This is a genomic window from Methanoregula sp. (assembly GCF_041645475.1).
In the GTDB taxonomy this organism is placed as follows: Archaea; Halobacteriota; Methanomicrobia; order Methanomicrobiales; family Methanospirillaceae; genus Methanoregula.
On sequence record NZ_JBAZQA010000016.1, the window covers coordinates 34,988 to 52,745 of the forward strand.

Here is a 17,758-nt window from a genome sequence, read left to right on the forward strand (position 1 = left end):
CAAGCCTGTACCGGACGTCCGGCGGATGGAATCATGAACGGACCTTCACCATGAGCATGCTCTCTGACATCCGGACCATCGCGCGATGGGAAGTAAAAAAGTCCTTCACCATGATGAGCAGGAATGTCCTCCCGGTCGCCATCATTCTCCTGGTTCTCCTCGTCATTGTCACGGGATTTGCAGCCCAGAGCGGGATGCATATCCAGGACGGGATGTACGAGGTCGGGGTGGATGACCCGCAGGTAGCTGCGCTCATTGCAAGCGATGTCCGGTTCTCTGTGTACAATCTCGATGTCCCGTCGCTTCTCAGGAACCGGAATGCATTCGATTTCATCGTTGTACAGGGGTGGGTCTACCCGGGGTCCACCGAGAAGAGCAAAGCCGCAGTAAAGACCCTTGAGCGGGATTATGCCAAATACAAAAACCAGGTTTACAACGGGGAAGAGGATCTCTTTGCCGCCTACCCGCTCTGGATCGATGTCGTGGCAGTCAAGAGCGAACTGAACTTCCTTGCCACCCAGAGCGGGCAGTACGTCCAGGCAGCCCCGGGTGCGGGAACACCGGTGCCCGAAGGGGAAGTAAGTCACGTCCCGACGCCATCCCCAACCCTGGCATTCTCCAAAGAGGAGATTCGCGAGGAACTGGTCAGGACGAATGCAAAGAATACCCAGATTTCGCGGTATACCGAAGTCCTTTCATCATCTTCCAGCAACACCATGGGATCGTTCAAGACGCCATCCCAGCTCTCACCCCCGCTCCCGTTCGATTCGATCATCCTCGTCTTCGTCTTCATCTTTCCCCTCTACTTCACCTCCCAGTTCTTCATGATGAGCATCATGAACGAGCGGATCGAGCGCAAGGGAGAGGTGCTCCTTTCAACTCCGGTAAGAACCTCCGCACTCCTGATAGGAAAGGCCCTCCCCTATGCAGCCGGCATGCTGCTCATCTGTGCCGGTCTCACCCTGTACCTCGGGGCCCCGCTCCTCATCCTGCTCCCGCTCATCCCGATCATCTTCTTCTTCCTCGCAAACGCCCTCATCATCGGGATGGTAGCCCGGAGTTTCAAGGAACTCTCATTCATCTCGATCTTCTTCTCGACGGTTGCCACATCCTACCTTTTCTTCCCGAGCATCTTTGCAAACGTCCACGTGGTAAGCCTCATCTCGCCCTTAACACTCATCGTCCTCACGCTCCAGGGATCGGTCTGGACCGCCACGGATTACCTTTACTCCACCTCCCTCTTCTGGCTGACCGGGGCCGTTCTCATCTACATTGCGGTATGCAATTTCAAGGAGGAACGGCTCTTCTCGGAGAAACGGCTCCTGCCCAGAATCCGTGAGTTCCTTTCTGAGACCCTTTCCCGAAGGCACCCGTATGTCTCGCTCTTCGTATTGACGGCATTGTCCATTCCGTTCGTCTTCATGGTGCAGCTGATGAGCCTGGTGCTCTTCTTCAACCTGCCCATGCCCTACTCGCTCGTACTGCTGCTCGTCTTTGCGGCATTCATTGAGGAGCTCGCAAAAGCCATGGGTCTTTACGCGCTTTTTGCAACGAATCCTGCATTTTTCTCGTGGAAAAACCTCATCATTGCCTGCGCGGTGACGGCAGCAGGGTTCCTTGTTGCCGAGAAACTGCTCCTATTTGTCACGCTCGCGCAGATCACCGAATCGGTCTTTGGCAGCATCCTTTTCCTCTCGCTCGGGGTGCTCTGGATGCCGTTCCTCCTCCATTTCATCTGCGTCCTTATCGTGGGATGCTCACTGAAGCTCTGGGGACAGAGAGGGTTCGCAGCCGGTCTCATTCTCGCAACGCTCGCCCACTGCCTTTACAACAGTTACTTTATCCTCGGGTGGCTGAAATGAAGTCCCGTCACCTCCAAATCATTGCAAAAAAGGAGTTCACTGGCCTCTTCAACGAGAGGACGATCCTCCTTGCGGTTCTCCTCCAGCTCTTCATCGCACTCTTCTCGTCCTTCCTCATGGTAGGGCTCACGTCCATGTACGATCCCTCCTCGCTCTCGAAATATTCCCACTACCGTTACAGCATCGGGTATGCCGGGAACAGTTCGCCCCTGCTGGACCACCTCCGGGACAGCCCGGACTTCCGGGTGTACCGCATGGATCTCTCTGAGGGCGTGGAGGCGCTCAGGGAACGAAAACTCGCCGCAGTTATCTACGTTCCGGACACAGACCCTGCTGCCGATGAACCGGTCAAGATCACGCTTTATACACTCCAGAACGATCTCCAGAGCGCGATAGTCGACGTCAAACTCAAGGATATTTTCCTGATCTATGAAAAAGACCTGCGGGAGATCCGCAGCGGACGCCTCAACGATATGCCACTGCCGGTTCAGGTTCCCAAAACCCGGGGTGGCGGGGACTTTTACGAGTTTGTGTACGGGCTCCTCATTCCCCTCCTCGTCTTCATGCCGGCCATCATCGCGTCTGCCCTTGTCATAGACCTGATAACCGAGGAGTACCAGCACGAGACTCTCGAGACGCTCATCTCAACCCCGGTCACGTTCTCCGAGATAATCTGGGGCAAGGTGCTGGCCTGCGAGCTGCTCGTCCCCATCCAGGCCGGGGCGTGGCTCATCCTTCTCATGATCAACGGTATCGCGATCCAGAACGCTGGTTTGATCCTCCTGCACGTCGTAATCTCCTCGTTTGTCCTGATCCTGCTCGGGGCGCTGACCGCGCTGTATTACCGGGAGCGCACGGCGGCACAGTTCGTCTTCTCGACTGCGCTCGTTGTTGTTATCCTCTTCGTTCTCGCACTCCCGGCAAACCCGCTCAACCTCCTGACCCGGCTTGCCGTGGGAAGCGCCGGGATGGAACAGTGGGTGCTCCTCGGGGCAGCGGCGGCCGTAGTCATCCTGCTCGGGTACCTCCTGGAGCGTTACGCTCAACGAATGAGCGGGCGGGCAACAAATAACTAAAAAAGGATCCTATCAGGAGGGGGAAGAGAGGATTGGCTGGTCGAGAACCTTGTAGGTTTTGCCGGCACTCGTCACGAAGACCTCGGCCCTGTCATTGCCCCGGGTTCCCGTAATGACGACTTCGTCCCCCCGTCTTGGTTTTCTCGTCCCGTCGTTCATGGAGGACTCGATGACCTGACCGTCAGACCTTGTTACCCGCAGGAGAATGCTCTGGACGACAATTTCCCCCTTGCCCCCGTTGAAGAGCAGGTGGATGGAAGCATCGGGGCGCTCCTTGGTGAGACGGAGATCCACGTACTGTTCAGCGGGGAGCGTATCCACGGCAACGGGTGTCGAGACAACGGTTGCGGCAGAGGTAGAGGCCGTTGTGGGTGGGGGGGTTACGGGAGTTTCCACCGGCGGGATCGCCGCTCCGGTCGGGCTGGTGCAGCCGGCAATAAGCGCACAGAGGATCAGCCCGGACAGGACGCACAGGATCAGGGTGTATTTCATGCAGATTCCTTTCATTTTATTCATATTACTGATTTGTGCTCCGCCAGGAGTGGCAGGCGGGGAAACAGGCTTTTTGCCGTTGCCTGTAATTCCGCCCGATACCACCCGAAAAAGGCGGGAACGAACAGTTAAATTAAAAAGGACACCCGGATTAACTTTACATATCAGGAGTACAGGGAATGTTCTGTCCTAAGTGCGGAAAAGAGACTGATGCATCCGGAAAATATTGTCAGTGGTGCGGGGCGGATATCGAATCCCTCCCGACAGCCCCTGCAATATCCCCGGAGGAGGACGAAGCTCCCGATGTTGGCGTGTATGCCGGTCTCGGGCGGCGGTTTATCGCATTCATCGTCGATATCATCCTCATCATTCTTATCGGTTCGGTCGTGATCACGTTCTTCTCTCTCGTGAACGGGATAAAATATGCCTATTTTATGGCAACCGGGGTCCATTACAGTGCCCTCACGGAAGCACAATCGCTCGATGCGGCGCTTGGCCCGATCGTTGCCTCGTTTGGCATGATCCTCATTGTTATCCCCTGGCTCTACTTTGCGGGCTTTGAATCCTCGCGCAGCCAGGCAACTCCGGGAAAAGTGCTCATGCATCTCATCGTCACCGATCTTGCAGGAACCAAGCCAACATTTGCACGGACAACGCTCCGGTTCTTCGGCAAGTACATCTCCGCGCTGATCATCTTCATCGGCTTTTTGATGATTGCATTCACGAAGAAGCGTCAGGGTCTCCACGACAAGATAGCGGGCTCCCTCGTACTCCTCCAGAATTAATACACTTTTTTTCCGAGGATGGATCCCGCCCGGGCCGGAATGCCGGTCGGTAAAAAAGGGGATAATCCATCGGGTAAACCGATCTCAGCGCACCGGCGGTGGCCGGTTTTTACCATAAAACAATTATTCGTACTTCGGAGAGCAGCGTACACCGTGTTCATCATCTCCATCTTCCTCATCGGCACGGCTGCTCCCATGGCACCGTACCGCATGAACATCAGCAGCCAGCCCCCGTCGGTCGAACCGGGGGGCGCCTGTGTTATTACCGTTTTTGCCATGGGCGAATACATGGTACCCCTCAAAGGAGTTGACATCACGCTCGTGAGCAGGATTAAGGGTGTGACCCTGTCACCCGAATCCGGAAAAACAGATGATGAGGGACGGTTCGAATCGATAATGTTTGCAAATGCCGTGGAAAACCCCTTAATTACGATAGCCGGTGCAGCAACTACGTCCAGAAATTTTTCGGACATAGAAGCCGTCAGGGTCGATATCCCGTTGCAGATACCCGTGTCGGAAAACCAGAAACCCGTTGCTTTGATCGCTGCTGCACCCGGGCGCGGAGGGGATGCACCCCTGCTGGTTGCATTCTCTGCCGAACAGTCGTATGATCCTGAGGGCATGATCATCACATACAACGGGGATTTCGGCGATGGGAAGCAGGGCTCCGGCAGGAGAGCGGTGCATACATACTCCCATCCCGGATCCAGTACTTCACTAATTTTTAGCCCGGACTAAAAAAAAGTGCAAGATCTAACAAGACAGCGGGCGCCGGATATGGTCACTATACGGCAAAGAGTCAGCTGAATACTAAGACCTCATCCAGAAACGTTGCGATCCTGTACCTGCTGACTATCCATTATGTGCAGAGGAAATTTAGGGACGCACCGGGTTCGTACGATTTGTTTGGATTAAGGTATTCTCCAGAGCATTTTTTTTCAAGCAGGCCCTGCCTGAAAATTTTCAATCGCGATCTTTTGGTGTCAGTAACCTTGCTAACAGTTGGATAATTATCCAACTGTTGGATATTTATCTAACAGAAACCAGTTTTCTCCGGCGTGAGCGATCCGGCAGATCAACCGGACCCTGCCTGAAAAAATGTGAGCAGGGGGGGAGGGGGCGGTTGAAATTTTTTTGCCGGAGATCGATTGCGATGCTAATATTGCGATGCTGATAATGGTGTTGCTATTCACTTCAGATTTTTGACAGGTCGATTAGTGAAGTACTGGGATCGTACACGGCAATGCCCAGTGTGAGGGATCACCGGGGCGGTCACTCGGATCCGGCTTTCTTACGTGTCGATGTCCATGAGAGAACGGCCCTGCAGTCCCGTTCAGGCAACCCGATCCACCTCCCTGCACTTCTCGCAGCAATTGTTCTTGTCCTCCTTTGGATCGTTCTCTAGATAACCAAAAGAAAATAGGAGATACGGATCCCGCAAACTCGGAAATCACGGTCACTTATACCGGATCTTCAGCCAGATGAGCACCAGGATGAGAAAGAACGTGACGGTATTTGCCGCAATGATCGGCAGTGAGCTGACCCAGAATCCGTAGAGGGTCCAGAGCAGGACCCCGGCACTGAAGAGGAGGAGCATGGCAAGAGAGAGATCCCGTGTCTCCTTGAGTTTCCAGGCCCGGGCTACCTGCGGGACAAACGAGATGGTGGTAAGGATGCCGGCAATAGAACCGACAACGACAATGGGATCCATGAACAATCTCCTGAAGTATTGGTTGCGTACCTATGATACGGTTTTTGCCCTGCAGATACCCGCTTATTCAGTGGCAGCAGAAGCGTTAGGCGAAAGCCGGTTCCGGTGAGAACTGGTCGGCAGCAACAAGCCAGCGGTCATCCTCACGGACCAGGAAGAACATGTCGCGGCCCCGCAGGGTCTGTTCCTGTCCTCCCATCGAAAACGTGATGGAAAACAGGTATGTGACCACGGCACATTTTCCCTCCCCGTAGAATTGGACCCGGTGATCGGTCTCAGTCCATGAGCCGATTGTTGCGGCAAGGGCAAAACCTTTCCAGCCGGCGACATATGCCTCCCTTCCTTCCAGGCGGCCCGGGGTTGTCGGTACTATAGCAACAGCATCCGGGTGAATGGAGCGCCGGAATGCCGGTTCGTTCCATGATTCGGTCCAGCACCGGTTCATCGACCGGATCATCTCAATAACATCTGTTCCCTGTTCAGGACTGTTCATATGCATTCTCAGGACACAATAGCAACCGGGGAGTTAAAATGGGTGAGCACGCCGTGCGAAAGTATGGTCGGGAAAAAAGATCAGCACGTCATACGTTCAAAAAATACCATGCGCTGGCATCCAGGAATACATACGGGCTGCCAGGATGAAGGCTCGCACCATCATGAGCAGTCGCGGGGAAACAACTCCTGGACGCGGTGCTGCACTTCGAGAAGCCATTCCTTCCGCTGCTCTTCCGTGCTGGTGACAACAACGCCATACATCTTCCGGGAAAAGACCGGAACTCCGCAAAGGGAGAAGATGCAGTCCTTCCAGATCCGCTCGAGCGGATCCCCAAAGACCCGCTGTTCCCGTTCAAGCGGGGTATTGGAGGTGTTGAAGACGATGACCGCCTTTGCCTTCAGGAGGCCTTCCGGGACACCAGCACCGGAATCCGTTTCCAAAAACCGGTAGGCAACTCCCGGGCGGAGTACCCGGTCGATCCATCCGGTAAGGATGGCCGGAGGCATTCCCCACCAGTCGGGGTGCACGATAACAATCCCGTCCGCTCCCGCGATCTCGGCACAGTGGGCAGCAACAGGGGGAGAAAGGGTGGCATTGCGGGGGATCTCGTCATGCAGCAGAACGGGATCGAACTGCTCTGCATAGAGATCGTGAAGAATGACCTCATGTCCGTCACTGCGGAGCGCGTCGGCCACAACACCGGCAATCGCGTGGTTGAAACTGCCTTTGCGCGGGTGGGCGAGGATAATTAAGATCTGCATTACGACCCCGGGTTCCTCGCAGTTGCCTTGAAGAACGTGTAGCAGAAGACACCGTCCGGTTCCGTGGTCCGATACAGTGCTGCAATCCCCCGGTCCCATGCATCCCGGCTCATCAGCCCCCGGGCTAGGACTTCCTCTTCAACTCCCTCAACCATAGCGGTGAACGTCAGTTTCGTGAACCCTTCCACAAGCCCCGGGCGGGAGGCGTCAACATAGACCATCCGGGGGGAGGCGCTGACTTCCGAATATCCTGCGCCGGCCACCAGCGGGTAGAGCTGCCTCCCGATCAGGGCATTGCCACCCATCCTCTGCTGGAGGTGCACAAGGCAGTCGACAGCCCTGCGGGCATCTGCATTCTCCGGGTGGAAAAATGTTGAACCGTGATCTCCTTCGATGACCGTGAGCGTTCCGCCCTCTTTCAGGAGCGGCCGGAGCTGTTCCAGAGCCCGTTGGGGTTCGGTAAGGTGTTCCAGCACAAAGCAGACAAAGATGTGATCAAAGCTGGCCGGTTCAAACGGGAGATGAAAAATATCCCCCTGCCGGAACGTCACGTTGGTGATCCCCTCATACCGGGCGTTATCCTCCGCCAGACGGAGGGATTCTGTGGAGATATCGATTGAAGTGATCTGTGCTTTGGGGCTGTTCTTTGCCAGGATCACGGTCTGGGCACCGATCCCGCAGCCGGCTTCGAGCACCCGGGTGCCGGCCGGGTAGCGGGTGTCATGATGGAGAAGCTCCGTGAGCGTCTGGGCCTGGTCCGCAAGCCGCTCAGACTCACGGGCTGAATATCCATGAACATATGCATTGTCTGCCATTCTTTTCCTCGCGGGATCCGCTGTGGGTATCAGGGACTTTCCCGATATTGTACATTTTTGTCGCTTGTTGTACAAAAATGTACTGGGGGATGAGGGTACCCGGGTATCAAGTGAGAGGTGCACCAGGCACACCGGGTGGAGAGATCCGTAGTGGGAATCCGGCGGAGGCCCTGATCTTGCGGGTGCGAATTTTTATCGCTGCCAACAACAGGGACCGCACCCTGTTATTCATCCTAAACTAGGGAGGGGAAAAGGTGGTGCTGTCCTGCCCTATAACCCTGAAAAAAATTCACTCCCCTTCAAGAACCGATTATATATTTTAATTTTGCAGAGGATGCCATGCCAGCCGATGGATTCGTACTGAACTCTTTGAGATCTCCTGGCGCAAGGTTGCCCATGAGCTGATAGGTTGCTCCAAGGGACTTCCCCTCTGAATCGAAAAGATCAAAATAAATGGTTACTCCCTTGTAGGAGTGAGTACCGGTATTCTTTACATTTCCCACAACCCACGAACGGGATCCGTCCCGATGCAACGTATCTCCGGTAATTTTCAGATCGGTTGATGCATCCATCCCAACCGGCTGCAGATAGGAATTGATTGAAATACTCGGGGTTTCTGATGGCTCTGCAGTATTGTGAGCAGCGTCAACGGCCAGGAAATAATGGAGATAGGGAGTCCCGATATATGCCAGACAAACAAGAATGCCCACCATCAGGAGTCCCAAAAAAAGAAAGATGATCTTTAGTTTCCGGCTCTGTTCTTTCTTCTTGCGTTCTTTCCGGAGTTTTATATCCTCCAGAAAATCAGAGGGCATGAACTCTGACGGCAGATGATATGGACGCATTTTTCCCCCAATATACAATCAGATGATTATATCATAAGATTTTTGGAGCAGAAGAACGGCGTTTTCTGTGTTTCAGAAAAACCTGAAGATCTTATGAATTCATTTTTTTTGCGTTCATGAGTATTCCTTATCGGTCGTGCCTTCAGATATTTGGGTGAGAGGGGGGGTAACGCGGGTACATTTGGGATGTGCAGTGTTAATTTCGGAATCCCACAGGACATGGAAAGGGGTAACTGGTGCAGGATTGCCGGTTCATGAGATCTGGCGGACCTTTGAACCCGTTCAAAAGGGGTTACTTTGATTGTGGAAGGCCGGGTCTGGACAATTCACCGGGTTGTTTTTAGGGATTCACTTCATTGGCGTTACTATTCCGGATTCCCAGCAGAATTACAAGAGAGAAAATGATGAGAGTTCCTGAACTCACTATCAGAAAACAGGTCAAGATCCCGTAATGTCTCTTTCGGAATGCCCCGGTTCCCAAAATCGGGTAACAAATAATTTCAGGAAGGTACAGCCAACGGTGGCAAAAACTGGAACCGATGTTAACGTAAAATGAGAAGGCCGGGGCCGAGATTCGAACCCGGGTCGGAGGATCCACAATCCTCTAGGATGACCAACTACCCCACCCCGGCAATTAATGACTGTGCACTGCCAGAAATCTGACAAATGTCCCTCTTACATAAGCACCGGACTCAAATAAATATATGCTTGTATTCACTCCGCGAAAAGGGAGGGGAGGTCCGGGAAGGCAGGAGATGTTTTCACGGGCCTTGAAGGCGATTATTAATAGGGTCTGACGTCTATTACATATCAGGTGGCTCTGAAGACTCCTTCCTGATATCAAGGCGCGGTGAGGTATCTTGTGCAGCGCAGGAACATCGAGGATTTTTACCCGTATTTCAGAGCAGGAACAATAGAGAAGGTGAGGTTATGGCGGAGAACCCGAAGATCAGAACGCCGATCGTCTGTGTTATGGGGCATGTGGATCACGGTAAGACGTCACTTCTTGATCGCATACGCGGATCCTCAGTAGTGAGTTCTGAGGTCGGCGCGATCACCCAGCATATAGGTGCAACGGTTGTCCCCATCGAGGCAATCCGGACCATGAGCGGGAACCTGGGCAAGGCTCCCATCAACATACCCGGCCTTCTTTTTATCGATACACCGGGACACCACGCCTTCACCACACTCCGGGCACGGGGCGGGGCACTTGCGGATATGGCTATTCTCGTGGTGGATATCAACCAGGGGTTCCAGCCGCAGACCATCGAAGCGCTCCAGATCCTGCGGAACTGCCGGACGCCATTTGTGATCGCAGCAACCAAGATCGACCGTATTCACGGCTGGAGGGTTAACAAGGATGAGACATTCCTCTCATCCTTTGCCAAGCAGAACGAGCGGGTCAGAGGCGAGGTCGAGAACAAGACCTACGAAGTCGTGGGCAAACTCTCGGAACTCGAATTCTCCGCAGACCGGTTTGACAGGGTCTCGGATTTCCAGCGGAATCTGGCAATCGTACCGGTGAGCGCTCATACCGGCGAGGGGATCGCAGACCTGCTCCTCGTCATGATTGGTCTTGCCCAGCGTTACATGGGAGATGCCCTCAAACTAGCCGTCGAGGGACCGGGCGCGGGGACGGTACTCGAGGTCAAAGAGGAGCGCGGCCTCGGGACAACGCTTGATGTGATCCTGTATGACGGGACGCTCGGAATCGGCGATGAGATCGCGGTAGCAACGCAGGACAGTGTCATTGTGACCAAGGTCCGCTCGCTCCTGCAACCCCGCCCGATGAAAGAGATCCTGATCGAGGACCGATTTGAACGGGTCAAATCCGTTGCCGCCGCTGCGGGGGTCAAGGTCACCGCTCCGAATCTCGAAGGTGTGATCGCGGGATCACCTTTTTTCGTTATCCGGGGCAACCGGGACGAGATCGAGGCAAAGATCAGAAAAGAGATGACGGAGATCCACGTGAACCTTGCTGATGAGGGGATCGTCATCAAGGCCGACACCATCGGGGCGCTTGAGGCGCTCTGCAAGGAACTTGACGGGAAAGAGATCGGCGTTATGCGGGCAGAAGTCGGCCCGGTGAGCCGGCATGACCTGATCGAAACGGAGACCATCAAGAACCCCCAGTTCAGGGTTCTTCTCTCCTTCAACACCCCCATCCTTCCCGATGCCGCAGACATGATCAAGGACCCGCTCTACACGCAGGTGAAGGTCTTCGACGGTCAGGTCATCTACAAGCTCATTGACCAGTACCTTGAATGGCGGGACGAGCAGAAGCGCATCATGGAGAAGCAGCGGTTCGAGCATGTGGTCATGCCGGCCAAGATCCGGCTCCTGCCGGACTGTGTCTTCCGCCAGAGCAACCCGGCCGTAGTAGGTGTACGGGTACTGGGCGGGAAACTGCGCAATGATGTGAACCTGATCCATATGGATGGTAAAAAGGTCGGGCACCTCAAGAGCATGCAGCTCCGCCAGGAGACAATCCGAGAGGCTGATGCCGGCCTTGAAGTGGCAATCTCGATTGAGGGAGCCACCGTGGGTCGCCAGGTGAGCGTGGGGGACGACCTGTTTGTGGATGTTCCCGAACGTCACGTAAAAGTCCTTGAGAAAGAGATGATGAAGACGCTCAATACGAGCACGCAGGAGATCCTTGAGGAGTATACCGCTATGCGCCGCAAAGCTGAGCCATTCTGGGGAAAATGAGCCGGGATCCTGCCTTTACGTGACGCGAGGATTTAATAGCGTACCAGTATAATTAAATGGGTACTTCTCATGTGTGGGCGAAAAAAGCCGGCAGCCAGAGACGTGAAAAGCCTGTTGGCAGGTTCTTTCAGATAAAAAAATATTCGTGGAGCAAACAGCAATGGTTGAGTTTAAATTCGTTGTATCAGACCCCAAGACCGGTCGAGCCTACAATGTCGACGTCAGCGGCGGGGCAGCAGGTTCGATCGTGGGCAAACGTATAGGTGACGAAATAGACGCGGGTTCCCTCGGGCTTGCCGGATACAAGATCAAGATCACCGGTGCATCCGACCGGACAGGAACCACAGCAAAGCAGAGCCTCCCGGGAGCAGGACGCAGGAAACTTCTCCTCGCAGGCGGGGTCGGGTTCCACCCGTCCATGGATGGCGAGCGCAGGAGAAAGACGATCCGGGCAAACGAGATCACCCCTGATTTCGTGCAGATCAATGCACAGGTCACTACATACGGGGAAAAGCCGCTCGGCGAACTCTTCCCGAAAGTTGAGGGAGAGAAGAAAGAGAAAGTGCCGACTGCAAGAGCCGGTAAAAGATAACATATCCCATTTTTTCTTACGTATCAATTTCCCTACCCGAGTCACAATCGATGCGGGAAAAATTATATCGTGGAGCTTACGCTCACGACACCACATACAGAAGAGTTCTTTTTGGAGGTGAGGATTGTTCCATCATTACAGATCTCTACAACCAGATCATGACGGAATGATCCATCCAGTTTCTGGAAGACTGCCTGAAGCGAACCCCGGTTGCATTCACGACGTAAACACGATCACCGGAGCCCGTACGTGCCCGAGAACCCATTAAGATAACTCACTTTCACAAAAACACCCACCGGGGGAACAATGACCGGGGTTGTTTCTTCCAGAGTTACAACCAAGGCAGTGGTCAACGGAGACATTGTTTTTTTGTGCAGTCGCAACCGGAGATGCTCCGGCACTCGCGGTTGCAGGAGGTGCCGTCACAGGCACAGCGGGGAATGTACCGGGGGGCTCCCGCCAAAGAAGACAGGCAGTTCAATAGCCATAACTCCAATGACATCCACTATCACGACTATCAATACCTACGACAGGTCCCAGATATACTAAATGATAAATAACGGATAGATCGCCAAAACCTTTCTGAAACGCTATCGGATTACGCCGGGGGGAGACGAAAACGCCACCACCGGAGGAGATCCTCAGCCCCTGGATACAGACTGCCCGAGCACGTCCTTGAAATCCTCAAAAGGAACCTGGTTTTTTTTGGCAAGCAGGATGAGAGCTGCAGCGGGAAGGAGGTTCCCGTCAAACCCCTCCCGTATGATCCGGTTCATCTCTGCCACGACCTCCGTCTCCTGCATATTCCCTGCCCGCGCAATCCGCTGGATCAGCTCCTGCGTCGGGTCATTTCGCTCAAAAATAGCGGATGTGGGCTTGAACCCGATAGGAATGGTCACTGCAGACAAGTCAAACACGGGAGTAAATACCCCGTTTTCCTGACGGATCAGACCATCTTCTTCCGCCCGCTTCAACAACAGGTTCGCCTGTTCCGTGCTCATCCATTTCCGGTCGAGTGCATAATAATAGACCAGCTCGTTTTTACGCATCCCGCTCTTGCGGGTATGTTTGAACGGTGCGGCAAGAGCGGTCTGGAGGGTCACTTCGGTGCACCCAGGAGGATATTTTTCATATCGAGCGCGTCCAGTCCTTCCCCACGTCCATCCTTTGCAATATCGATATCAGTCCGTGAGGTCTGGTCGGTGAGCCGGATATAAAAAATTTCATTTGCTATTGGGACCTTCCCGCCACCCCGCAGTGCAAGAGCAAGTACGGAGATCTGGAGATCAACGGCTTCCGAAATAACCCCGGGTCGCAGCACATCGGGCGTGATATCGCCAAATGTCGCACGATCGACAGCTATCTGAATGCGGGTCTTGACTTTGACCAGTTCCTTGCCGGTTGTCTTGGTCGACTCTTCATTATCGAGGCCGGCAATATATTTCAGGGTCTCGTTGAAGGGCATACCCATAGCAAACGAGAGATCCACCCTCTGGGGGAAACGATAATAGATCCTTCGCATAGCTAGTGTTTGTAGGTCTGAAAGAAAAAAGATTGCTGAATCTTATTGGTTATTCGAGCAACACTGCGTTGATAACGCCGTCCTGGCCGGGGCGGCTGGTGATACGGGCTGATCCGATCTCGGTCTTGATGACCGCGCCCTTGGTGAGCAGGTTCCGCCGGACATAGTTCGGGTTTGCCGTGTTCTTTTCAACGTTCGCGATCTTTGCCTTTTTGGTGTCGCCACTCTTCGGGTCGGTCACATTGGCGTAGTTTGCACGGAGCGCCACGACAAAGTTGTTGCCGCCATAGGTACGGATGATCCGCGTCCTGTTCTCGCCAATATGGGTGTCTGCCGGTGCACGACCGATCTCTGCTCTGCGCTTGTTCTGTGCCGGGCGGCGCCTGCCACCGGTTACTTTCCGAACTGATTCTGCCTGCCACTGCATGGTGTCACTCTCTTAGTATTCCTTGGAAATCCTGCCCAAGGATGGTGCTCTATATATTCACTTCAGAGTTATTTATAGTACTTCCTTGATTCTGCACTGCCCGAAACCGTTCCGGTTCAGGCAAGAATGCGGTCCAGAAGGGCCTGGACACCGTCACCGGTCTTCAGATTTGTCCGGAATACCGGCATGCCCGGGTTGTACCGCTTGATATCCGACTGCATCCGGTCAAGATTGGCTCCAACGAGAGGTGCAAGATCAACCTTGTTGATAACGCCGATGGTGCAGTCCCGGAACATCATCGGGTGTTTGTTGACTACGTCATCGCCTTCCGTTGAACTCACGACAACCACGCGTTTCTCAGCGCCGAGACGGAAATCCGTGGGGCAGACCATGTTTCCCACGTTCTCGATAAAGAGGATGTCAATGGTATCGAGCGGGAGATGATCGATCGCATGTTCCACCAGGTGGGCATCGAGATGGCATTCCTTGCCAGTGTTGGCATTGAACGCGGGAATCCCGAGCCCTACAATACGTTTGAAGTCGTCGTCACCGTACACATCGCCGGCGATTGCCCCGGCTTTGAGCCCTTTTTTCTCGAGCAGGGGAACGAGACGTTCGATAAGCGCAGTCTTGCCGGAACCGATGGCTCCCAGGAGATCGAATGCCCGCACACCGTGTGCCTTGAGGTGCCGGGCATTGTTGTCGGCGATCGAGTTGTTGACGTCGTATACATCCTTCTCAATCCTGACGTCGATGTGATGCATGGTACAAGGTTTGAGCGGACACTGTTTATACCTTGACCCACAAACGCTCCTTCAATGGCAGAAGGCGAGTGTATTCTGTATCCCTGCTACTTCAACGCGGCGTATTCCCGGGCAGAGGGAAGAAGAGTTCCGCACAGCCTCGGCTCGAAGGCGCCTGTGCTCACCGATATCGAGCGCGCACTCAGGAAAGCAGGCGTAAATTTCCGGGTGGAGGAGCACCACCACCCGGCTCACTGGACCCGGCGCGAGGGCCGTGTTGTTGCCGAGTGGGATAAGAGCAAGGAAGTCCTTATCCGGAAGGTTGCAGAAAAAATGGAGGTGCGGAGATGAACGGCATGTACGATCTCCACACCCACACGATCCTCTCTGACGGGGAGATGCTTCCCATCGAACTGATCCGGCGGATGGCCGTCGCCGGGTATACGACCGTTGCAATAACCGATCATGTTGATACATCCAATGCCGAATCAGTCCTATCTGCTCTTGTTAAGGTCCGGGAATCGGCACAGTTATTCGGGGTGAGACTTCTCTGCGGCGTAGAGATCACCCACGTCCCCCCCGTACAGATTGCCACGCTTGCACGGTCAGCGAAGTCGGCCGGGGCAGATATTGTTGTCGTCCATGGAGAAACACCCGTTGAACCGGTTGCAGAAGGAACCAACCGGGCTGCGTGTACCTGTAAATACGTCAACGTGCTCGCCCACCCGGGGCTCATCACGCTCAAAGATGCAGAGGGGGCAGCGAAGAACGGGATTGCTCTCGAGATAACCTCCCGAGGGGGTCACAACCGCACCAACGGCCATGTGGCCCACATAGCAAAGGAGGCCGGATGCCAGCTGGTGGTAGACTCAGACACCCACGCTCCTCAGGACATTATGGACAAACACGCAAAAAATCTGGTCGCAAGAGGGGCCGGATTGAGCGAAAAGGAGTGCAAACAGGTATTATCTTTAAATATCGACCAATTCCTCGATTTCTGAAATTTCTATTTATACTTTCACGCAACGCTTAAATACCGACGCGTCGCACATATATAGATTACTAAAACAATTTAGTACCATCAAATCCCCGAGGTTGTTGTGAAAGTTGTTGGAAGAGCAATGAGCATTATTGGTGACCGGATGCTCATTATCCAGTGCGATGCTGCCCAGCTTCCCGCATTGTACAGCGAGGTAAACGACCGGCGGATGAAGCCGGTTGGAAAGATTCAGGATCTCTTCGGTAATGTCAAAGCCCCGTATGCCGCGGTGCTCTGCCGGGAAAAATGCACTGTCCAGCCCAATGATAAGCTCTTTACAAAGTAACCGCACCCGCGGGATACAAACGTTCCGTGCAAAAGGAACCAGTCAGAAATGCGATAGCAGGTGAATGTGGATGCAGGAAATTGAAAAATTAAAGGTTCTCCAGTCCGAACGGGAAGCACTCAAATCCCGTACGAAACAGAAAGAACAGGAGAAAAAAGCAGAAAACCATACCGAAACAGTCTGCCCGGAGTGCGGCGGCAGGCAGCTGGTACACGATTATGAGCGGGCAGAACTGGTCTGCCAGGGGTGCGGGCTTGTCATTGACGATGATTTCATTGACCGCGGTCCCGAGTGGCGTGCGTTTGACCACGACCAGCGGATGAAGCGCTCCCGTGTCGGCGCCCCGATGACCTTCACAATCCACGACAAGGGTCTCTCCACCATGATCGACTGGCGCAACCGGGACTCCTATGGCAGGGCAATCTCGTCCAAGAACCGGGCCCAGCTCTACCGTCTCCGCAAGTGGCAGCGCCGGATTCGTGTCAGCAACGCGACCGAACGCAACCTTGCATTCGCACTCTCGGAACTGGACCGGATGGCCTCGGCACTGGGTCTCCCGAGAAATGTCCGTGAGACCGCAGCCGTTGTATACCGTGACGCGGTTGACAAGAACCTGATCCGCGGCCGGAGTATCGAAGGTGTCGCGGCCGCAGCGCTCTATGCAGCCTGCCGGCAGTGCAGTGTGCCCCGTACCCTCGATGAGATCGCGGAAGTGTCCCGTGTCTCAAGGAAAGAGATTGGCAGAACCTACCGGTTCATCTCCCGCGAGCTTGGACTCAAGCTCCTTCCGACTTCCCCGATCGATTACGTGCCCCGGTTCTGCTCGGGCCTCACCCTCAAGGGCGAGGTCCAGAGCCGGGCGGTCGAGATCCTCCGTCAGGCCGGCGAGCGGGAACTGACGAGCGGCAGGGGCCCCACCGGTGTTGCAGCAGCAGCAATCTATATCTCCTCCATTCTTGGCGGGGAGCGCCGCACCCAGCGCGAAGTGGCCGAAGTGGCCGGGGTTACCGAAGTAACCATCCGGAACAGGTACAAGGAACTGGCAGAGAAGCTCGACATCGAGATCATTCTCTAAAAACCCTTTTTTGCTCCCGACCTGTCAGGAACGCCAACAACTATATTCCAGCGGTGCGAAATCTATAGAACACATCAGCAGCGGGCTCGTAGATCAGGGGTAGATCGCTACGTTCGCAACGTAGAGGCCGCGGGTTCAAATCCCGCCGGGTCCATACCCGTTTTAAAAAGAGATTTTTAGTCATTACTTTTTCTGCAGGATTGTCTGCACTTCACTTTCCAGAGTCGATTTCAGGCGCTCAACGGCTTCACTGAGATCATTTGTGGTTGTAACCGTAAACGAGTTATCGCTTTTTGGATCGTGGTAGTTAACCGTGTATTCGATCTGCCCGTCCTTGGTCTTCTTGGGTTCTATGATCAGTTTTGCCATGAAAACTCCATCCCGGAAAGATACCGGGTACACCATTTTATCTTTCCCGGTTCACAAAAGGGTTGCGCATTCCGGTAAAACCTGTTCCATATAGGATAAACCGGGCCACCGGACTCCCTGCGAACAGTAACAACTATATGCAATCCGCTGAAA

The 17,758-nt window shown here is 54.3% G+C and carries 21 protein-coding genes and 2 tRNA genes; 11 read left to right on the plus strand and 12 right to left on the minus strand.

Annotated features, from left to right (window positions below; all coding sequences use genetic code 11):
- Positions 1 to 50 precede the first annotated feature (50 nt).
- A complete protein-coding gene (locus tag WC598_RS12130) occupies positions 51 to 1,862 on the plus strand; it encodes an ABC transporter permease (protein ID WP_372961767.1) in 1,812 nt (603 codons plus the stop codon).
- On the plus strand, positions 1,859 to 2,938 hold the full coding sequence (locus WC598_RS12135; RefSeq protein ID WP_372961768.1) for an ABC transporter permease: 1,080 nt from the start codon (positions 1,859 to 1,861) through the stop codon (positions 2,936 to 2,938). The genes WC598_RS12130 and WC598_RS12135 overlap by 4 nt, the downstream gene beginning before the upstream one ends.
- Before the next feature lie 12 nt (positions 2,939 to 2,950).
- On the opposite strand, the gene WC598_RS12140 is transcribed toward WC598_RS12135, so the two are convergent.
- Positions 2,951 to 3,430 carry a hypothetical protein gene (locus WC598_RS12140; RefSeq protein WP_372961769.1) on the minus strand — a complete coding sequence of 160 codons (480 nt, stop codon included), beginning with the start codon at positions 3,428 to 3,430 and terminating at the stop codon, positions 2,951 to 2,953.
- A 179-nt stretch (positions 3,431 to 3,609) separates the two neighbouring features.
- Between WC598_RS12140 and WC598_RS12145 the strand changes: the two genes are divergently transcribed.
- Positions 3,610 to 4,215 (plus strand): RDD family protein, encoded by a 606-nt coding sequence (locus WC598_RS12145; protein ID WP_372961770.1) that lies wholly within the window; start codon positions 3,610 to 3,612, stop codon positions 4,213 to 4,215.
- Between the two features lie 153 nt (positions 4,216 to 4,368).
- Positions 4,369 to 4,953: a PKD domain-containing protein gene (locus tag WC598_RS12150; RefSeq protein WP_372961771.1), complete on the plus strand. Its 585-nt coding sequence runs from the start codon at positions 4,369 to 4,371 to the stop codon at positions 4,951 to 4,953.
- A 718-nt stretch (positions 4,954 to 5,671) separates the two neighbouring features.
- On the opposite strand, the gene WC598_RS12155 is transcribed toward WC598_RS12150, so the two are convergent.
- The 6 genes from WC598_RS12155 to WC598_RS12180 all read right to left on the minus strand — a co-directional run bounded on the left by WC598_RS12155 (position 5,672) and on the right by WC598_RS12180 (position 9,475).
- Entirely contained in the window at positions 5,672 to 5,926 is a 255-nt protein-coding gene (locus tag WC598_RS12155; protein ID WP_372961772.1) for a SemiSWEET family sugar transporter, read from the minus strand.
- A gap of 85 nt (positions 5,927 to 6,011) precedes the next feature.
- Positions 6,012 to 6,419 carry a DUF4440 domain-containing protein gene (locus WC598_RS12160; protein ID WP_372961773.1) on the minus strand — a complete coding sequence of 136 codons (408 nt, stop codon included), beginning with the start codon at positions 6,417 to 6,419 and terminating at the stop codon, positions 6,012 to 6,014.
- Between the two features lie 161 nt (positions 6,420 to 6,580).
- Positions 6,581 to 7,183 (minus strand): NAD(P)H-dependent oxidoreductase, encoded by a 603-nt coding sequence (locus WC598_RS12165; protein WP_372961774.1) that lies wholly within the window; start codon positions 7,181 to 7,183, stop codon positions 6,581 to 6,583.
- Positions 7,183 to 7,998, minus strand: a complete 816-nt coding sequence (locus WC598_RS12170; RefSeq protein ID WP_372961775.1) for a class I SAM-dependent methyltransferase — start codon at positions 7,996 to 7,998, stop codon at positions 7,183 to 7,185. The genes WC598_RS12165 and WC598_RS12170 overlap by 1 nt, the downstream gene beginning before the upstream one ends.
- A 299-nt stretch (positions 7,999 to 8,297) precedes the next feature.
- Positions 8,298 to 8,813: an FxLYD domain-containing protein gene (locus tag WC598_RS12175; RefSeq protein ID WP_372961776.1), complete on the minus strand. Its 516-nt coding sequence runs from the start codon at positions 8,811 to 8,813 to the stop codon at positions 8,298 to 8,300.
- A 589-nt stretch (positions 8,814 to 9,402) separates the two neighbouring features.
- Positions 9,403 to 9,475, minus strand: a tRNA-His gene (locus WC598_RS12180).
- Between the two features lie 298 nt (positions 9,476 to 9,773).
- On the opposite strand from WC598_RS12180, the gene infB reads away from it, so the two are divergent.
- Both infB and WC598_RS12190 read left to right on the plus strand, forming a co-directional pair.
- On the plus strand, positions 9,774 to 11,552 hold the full coding sequence (infB, locus tag WC598_RS12185) for a translation initiation factor IF-2 (protein WP_372961777.1): 1,779 nt from the start codon (positions 9,774 to 9,776) through the stop codon (positions 11,550 to 11,552).
- A gap of 160 nt (positions 11,553 to 11,712) precedes the next feature.
- Positions 11,713 to 12,144 (plus strand): 30S ribosomal protein S6e, encoded by a 432-nt coding sequence (locus WC598_RS12190; RefSeq protein ID WP_372961778.1) that lies wholly within the window; start codon positions 11,713 to 11,715, stop codon positions 12,142 to 12,144.
- Positions 12,145 to 12,785: 641 nt separating this feature from the next.
- Here the strand turns inward: WC598_RS12190 and WC598_RS12195 are convergent.
- The 4 genes from WC598_RS12195 to hypB all read right to left on the minus strand — a co-directional run bounded on the left by WC598_RS12195 (position 12,786) and on the right by hypB (position 14,857).
- On the minus strand, positions 12,786 to 13,247 hold the full coding sequence (locus WC598_RS12195; protein WP_372961779.1) for a DUF2240 family protein: 462 nt from the start codon (positions 13,245 to 13,247) through the stop codon (positions 12,786 to 12,788).
- Complete coding sequence (locus WC598_RS12200) at positions 13,244 to 13,666, minus strand: hypothetical protein (protein ID WP_372961780.1); 423 nt, start codon at positions 13,664 to 13,666, stop codon at positions 13,244 to 13,246. The genes WC598_RS12195 and WC598_RS12200 overlap by 4 nt, the downstream gene beginning before the upstream one ends.
- Before the next feature lie 49 nt (positions 13,667 to 13,715).
- Positions 13,716 to 14,093 carry a 30S ribosomal protein S8e gene (locus tag WC598_RS12205; RefSeq protein WP_372961781.1) on the minus strand — a complete coding sequence of 126 codons (378 nt, stop codon included), beginning with the start codon at positions 14,091 to 14,093 and terminating at the stop codon, positions 13,716 to 13,718.
- A gap of 116 nt (positions 14,094 to 14,209) precedes the next feature.
- Positions 14,210 to 14,857, minus strand: a complete 648-nt coding sequence (hypB, locus tag WC598_RS12210) for a hydrogenase nickel incorporation protein HypB (protein ID WP_372961782.1) — start codon at positions 14,855 to 14,857, stop codon at positions 14,210 to 14,212.
- A 54-nt stretch (positions 14,858 to 14,911) separates the two neighbouring features.
- On the opposite strand from hypB, the gene WC598_RS12215 reads away from it, so the two are divergent.
- The 5 genes from WC598_RS12215 to WC598_RS12235 all read left to right on the plus strand — a co-directional run bounded on the left by WC598_RS12215 (position 14,912) and on the right by WC598_RS12235 (position 17,390).
- Complete coding sequence (locus tag WC598_RS12215) at positions 14,912 to 15,187, plus strand: signal recognition particle subunit SRP19/SEC65 family protein (RefSeq protein ID WP_372961783.1); 276 nt, start codon at positions 14,912 to 14,914, stop codon at positions 15,185 to 15,187.
- Positions 15,184 to 15,837 carry a histidinol phosphate phosphatase domain-containing protein gene (locus WC598_RS12220; RefSeq protein ID WP_372961784.1) on the plus strand — a complete coding sequence of 218 codons (654 nt, stop codon included), beginning with the start codon at positions 15,184 to 15,186 and terminating at the stop codon, positions 15,835 to 15,837. Before WC598_RS12215 ends, WC598_RS12220 begins: the two co-directional genes overlap by 4 nt.
- A gap of 99 nt (positions 15,838 to 15,936) precedes the next feature.
- A complete protein-coding gene (locus WC598_RS12225; RefSeq protein ID WP_372961785.1) occupies positions 15,937 to 16,161 on the plus strand; it encodes an H/ACA ribonucleoprotein complex subunit GAR1 in 225 nt (74 codons plus the stop codon).
- 70 nt (positions 16,162 to 16,231) lie between these two features.
- Positions 16,232 to 17,236, plus strand: coding sequence for a transcription initiation factor IIB (locus tag WC598_RS12230; protein WP_320162070.1), 1,005 nt, complete (start codon positions 16,232 to 16,234; stop codon positions 17,234 to 17,236).
- A gap of 82 nt (positions 17,237 to 17,318) precedes the next feature.
- Positions 17,319 to 17,390 (plus strand) — tRNA-Ala (locus WC598_RS12235).
- A 29-nt stretch (positions 17,391 to 17,419) separates the two neighbouring features.
- Here WC598_RS12235 and WC598_RS12240 read toward each other — a convergent pair.
- Positions 17,420 to 17,605 (minus strand): hypothetical protein, encoded by a 186-nt coding sequence (locus WC598_RS12240; RefSeq protein ID WP_372961786.1) that lies wholly within the window; start codon positions 17,603 to 17,605, stop codon positions 17,420 to 17,422.
- Positions 17,606 to 17,758: the final 153 nt, after the last annotated feature.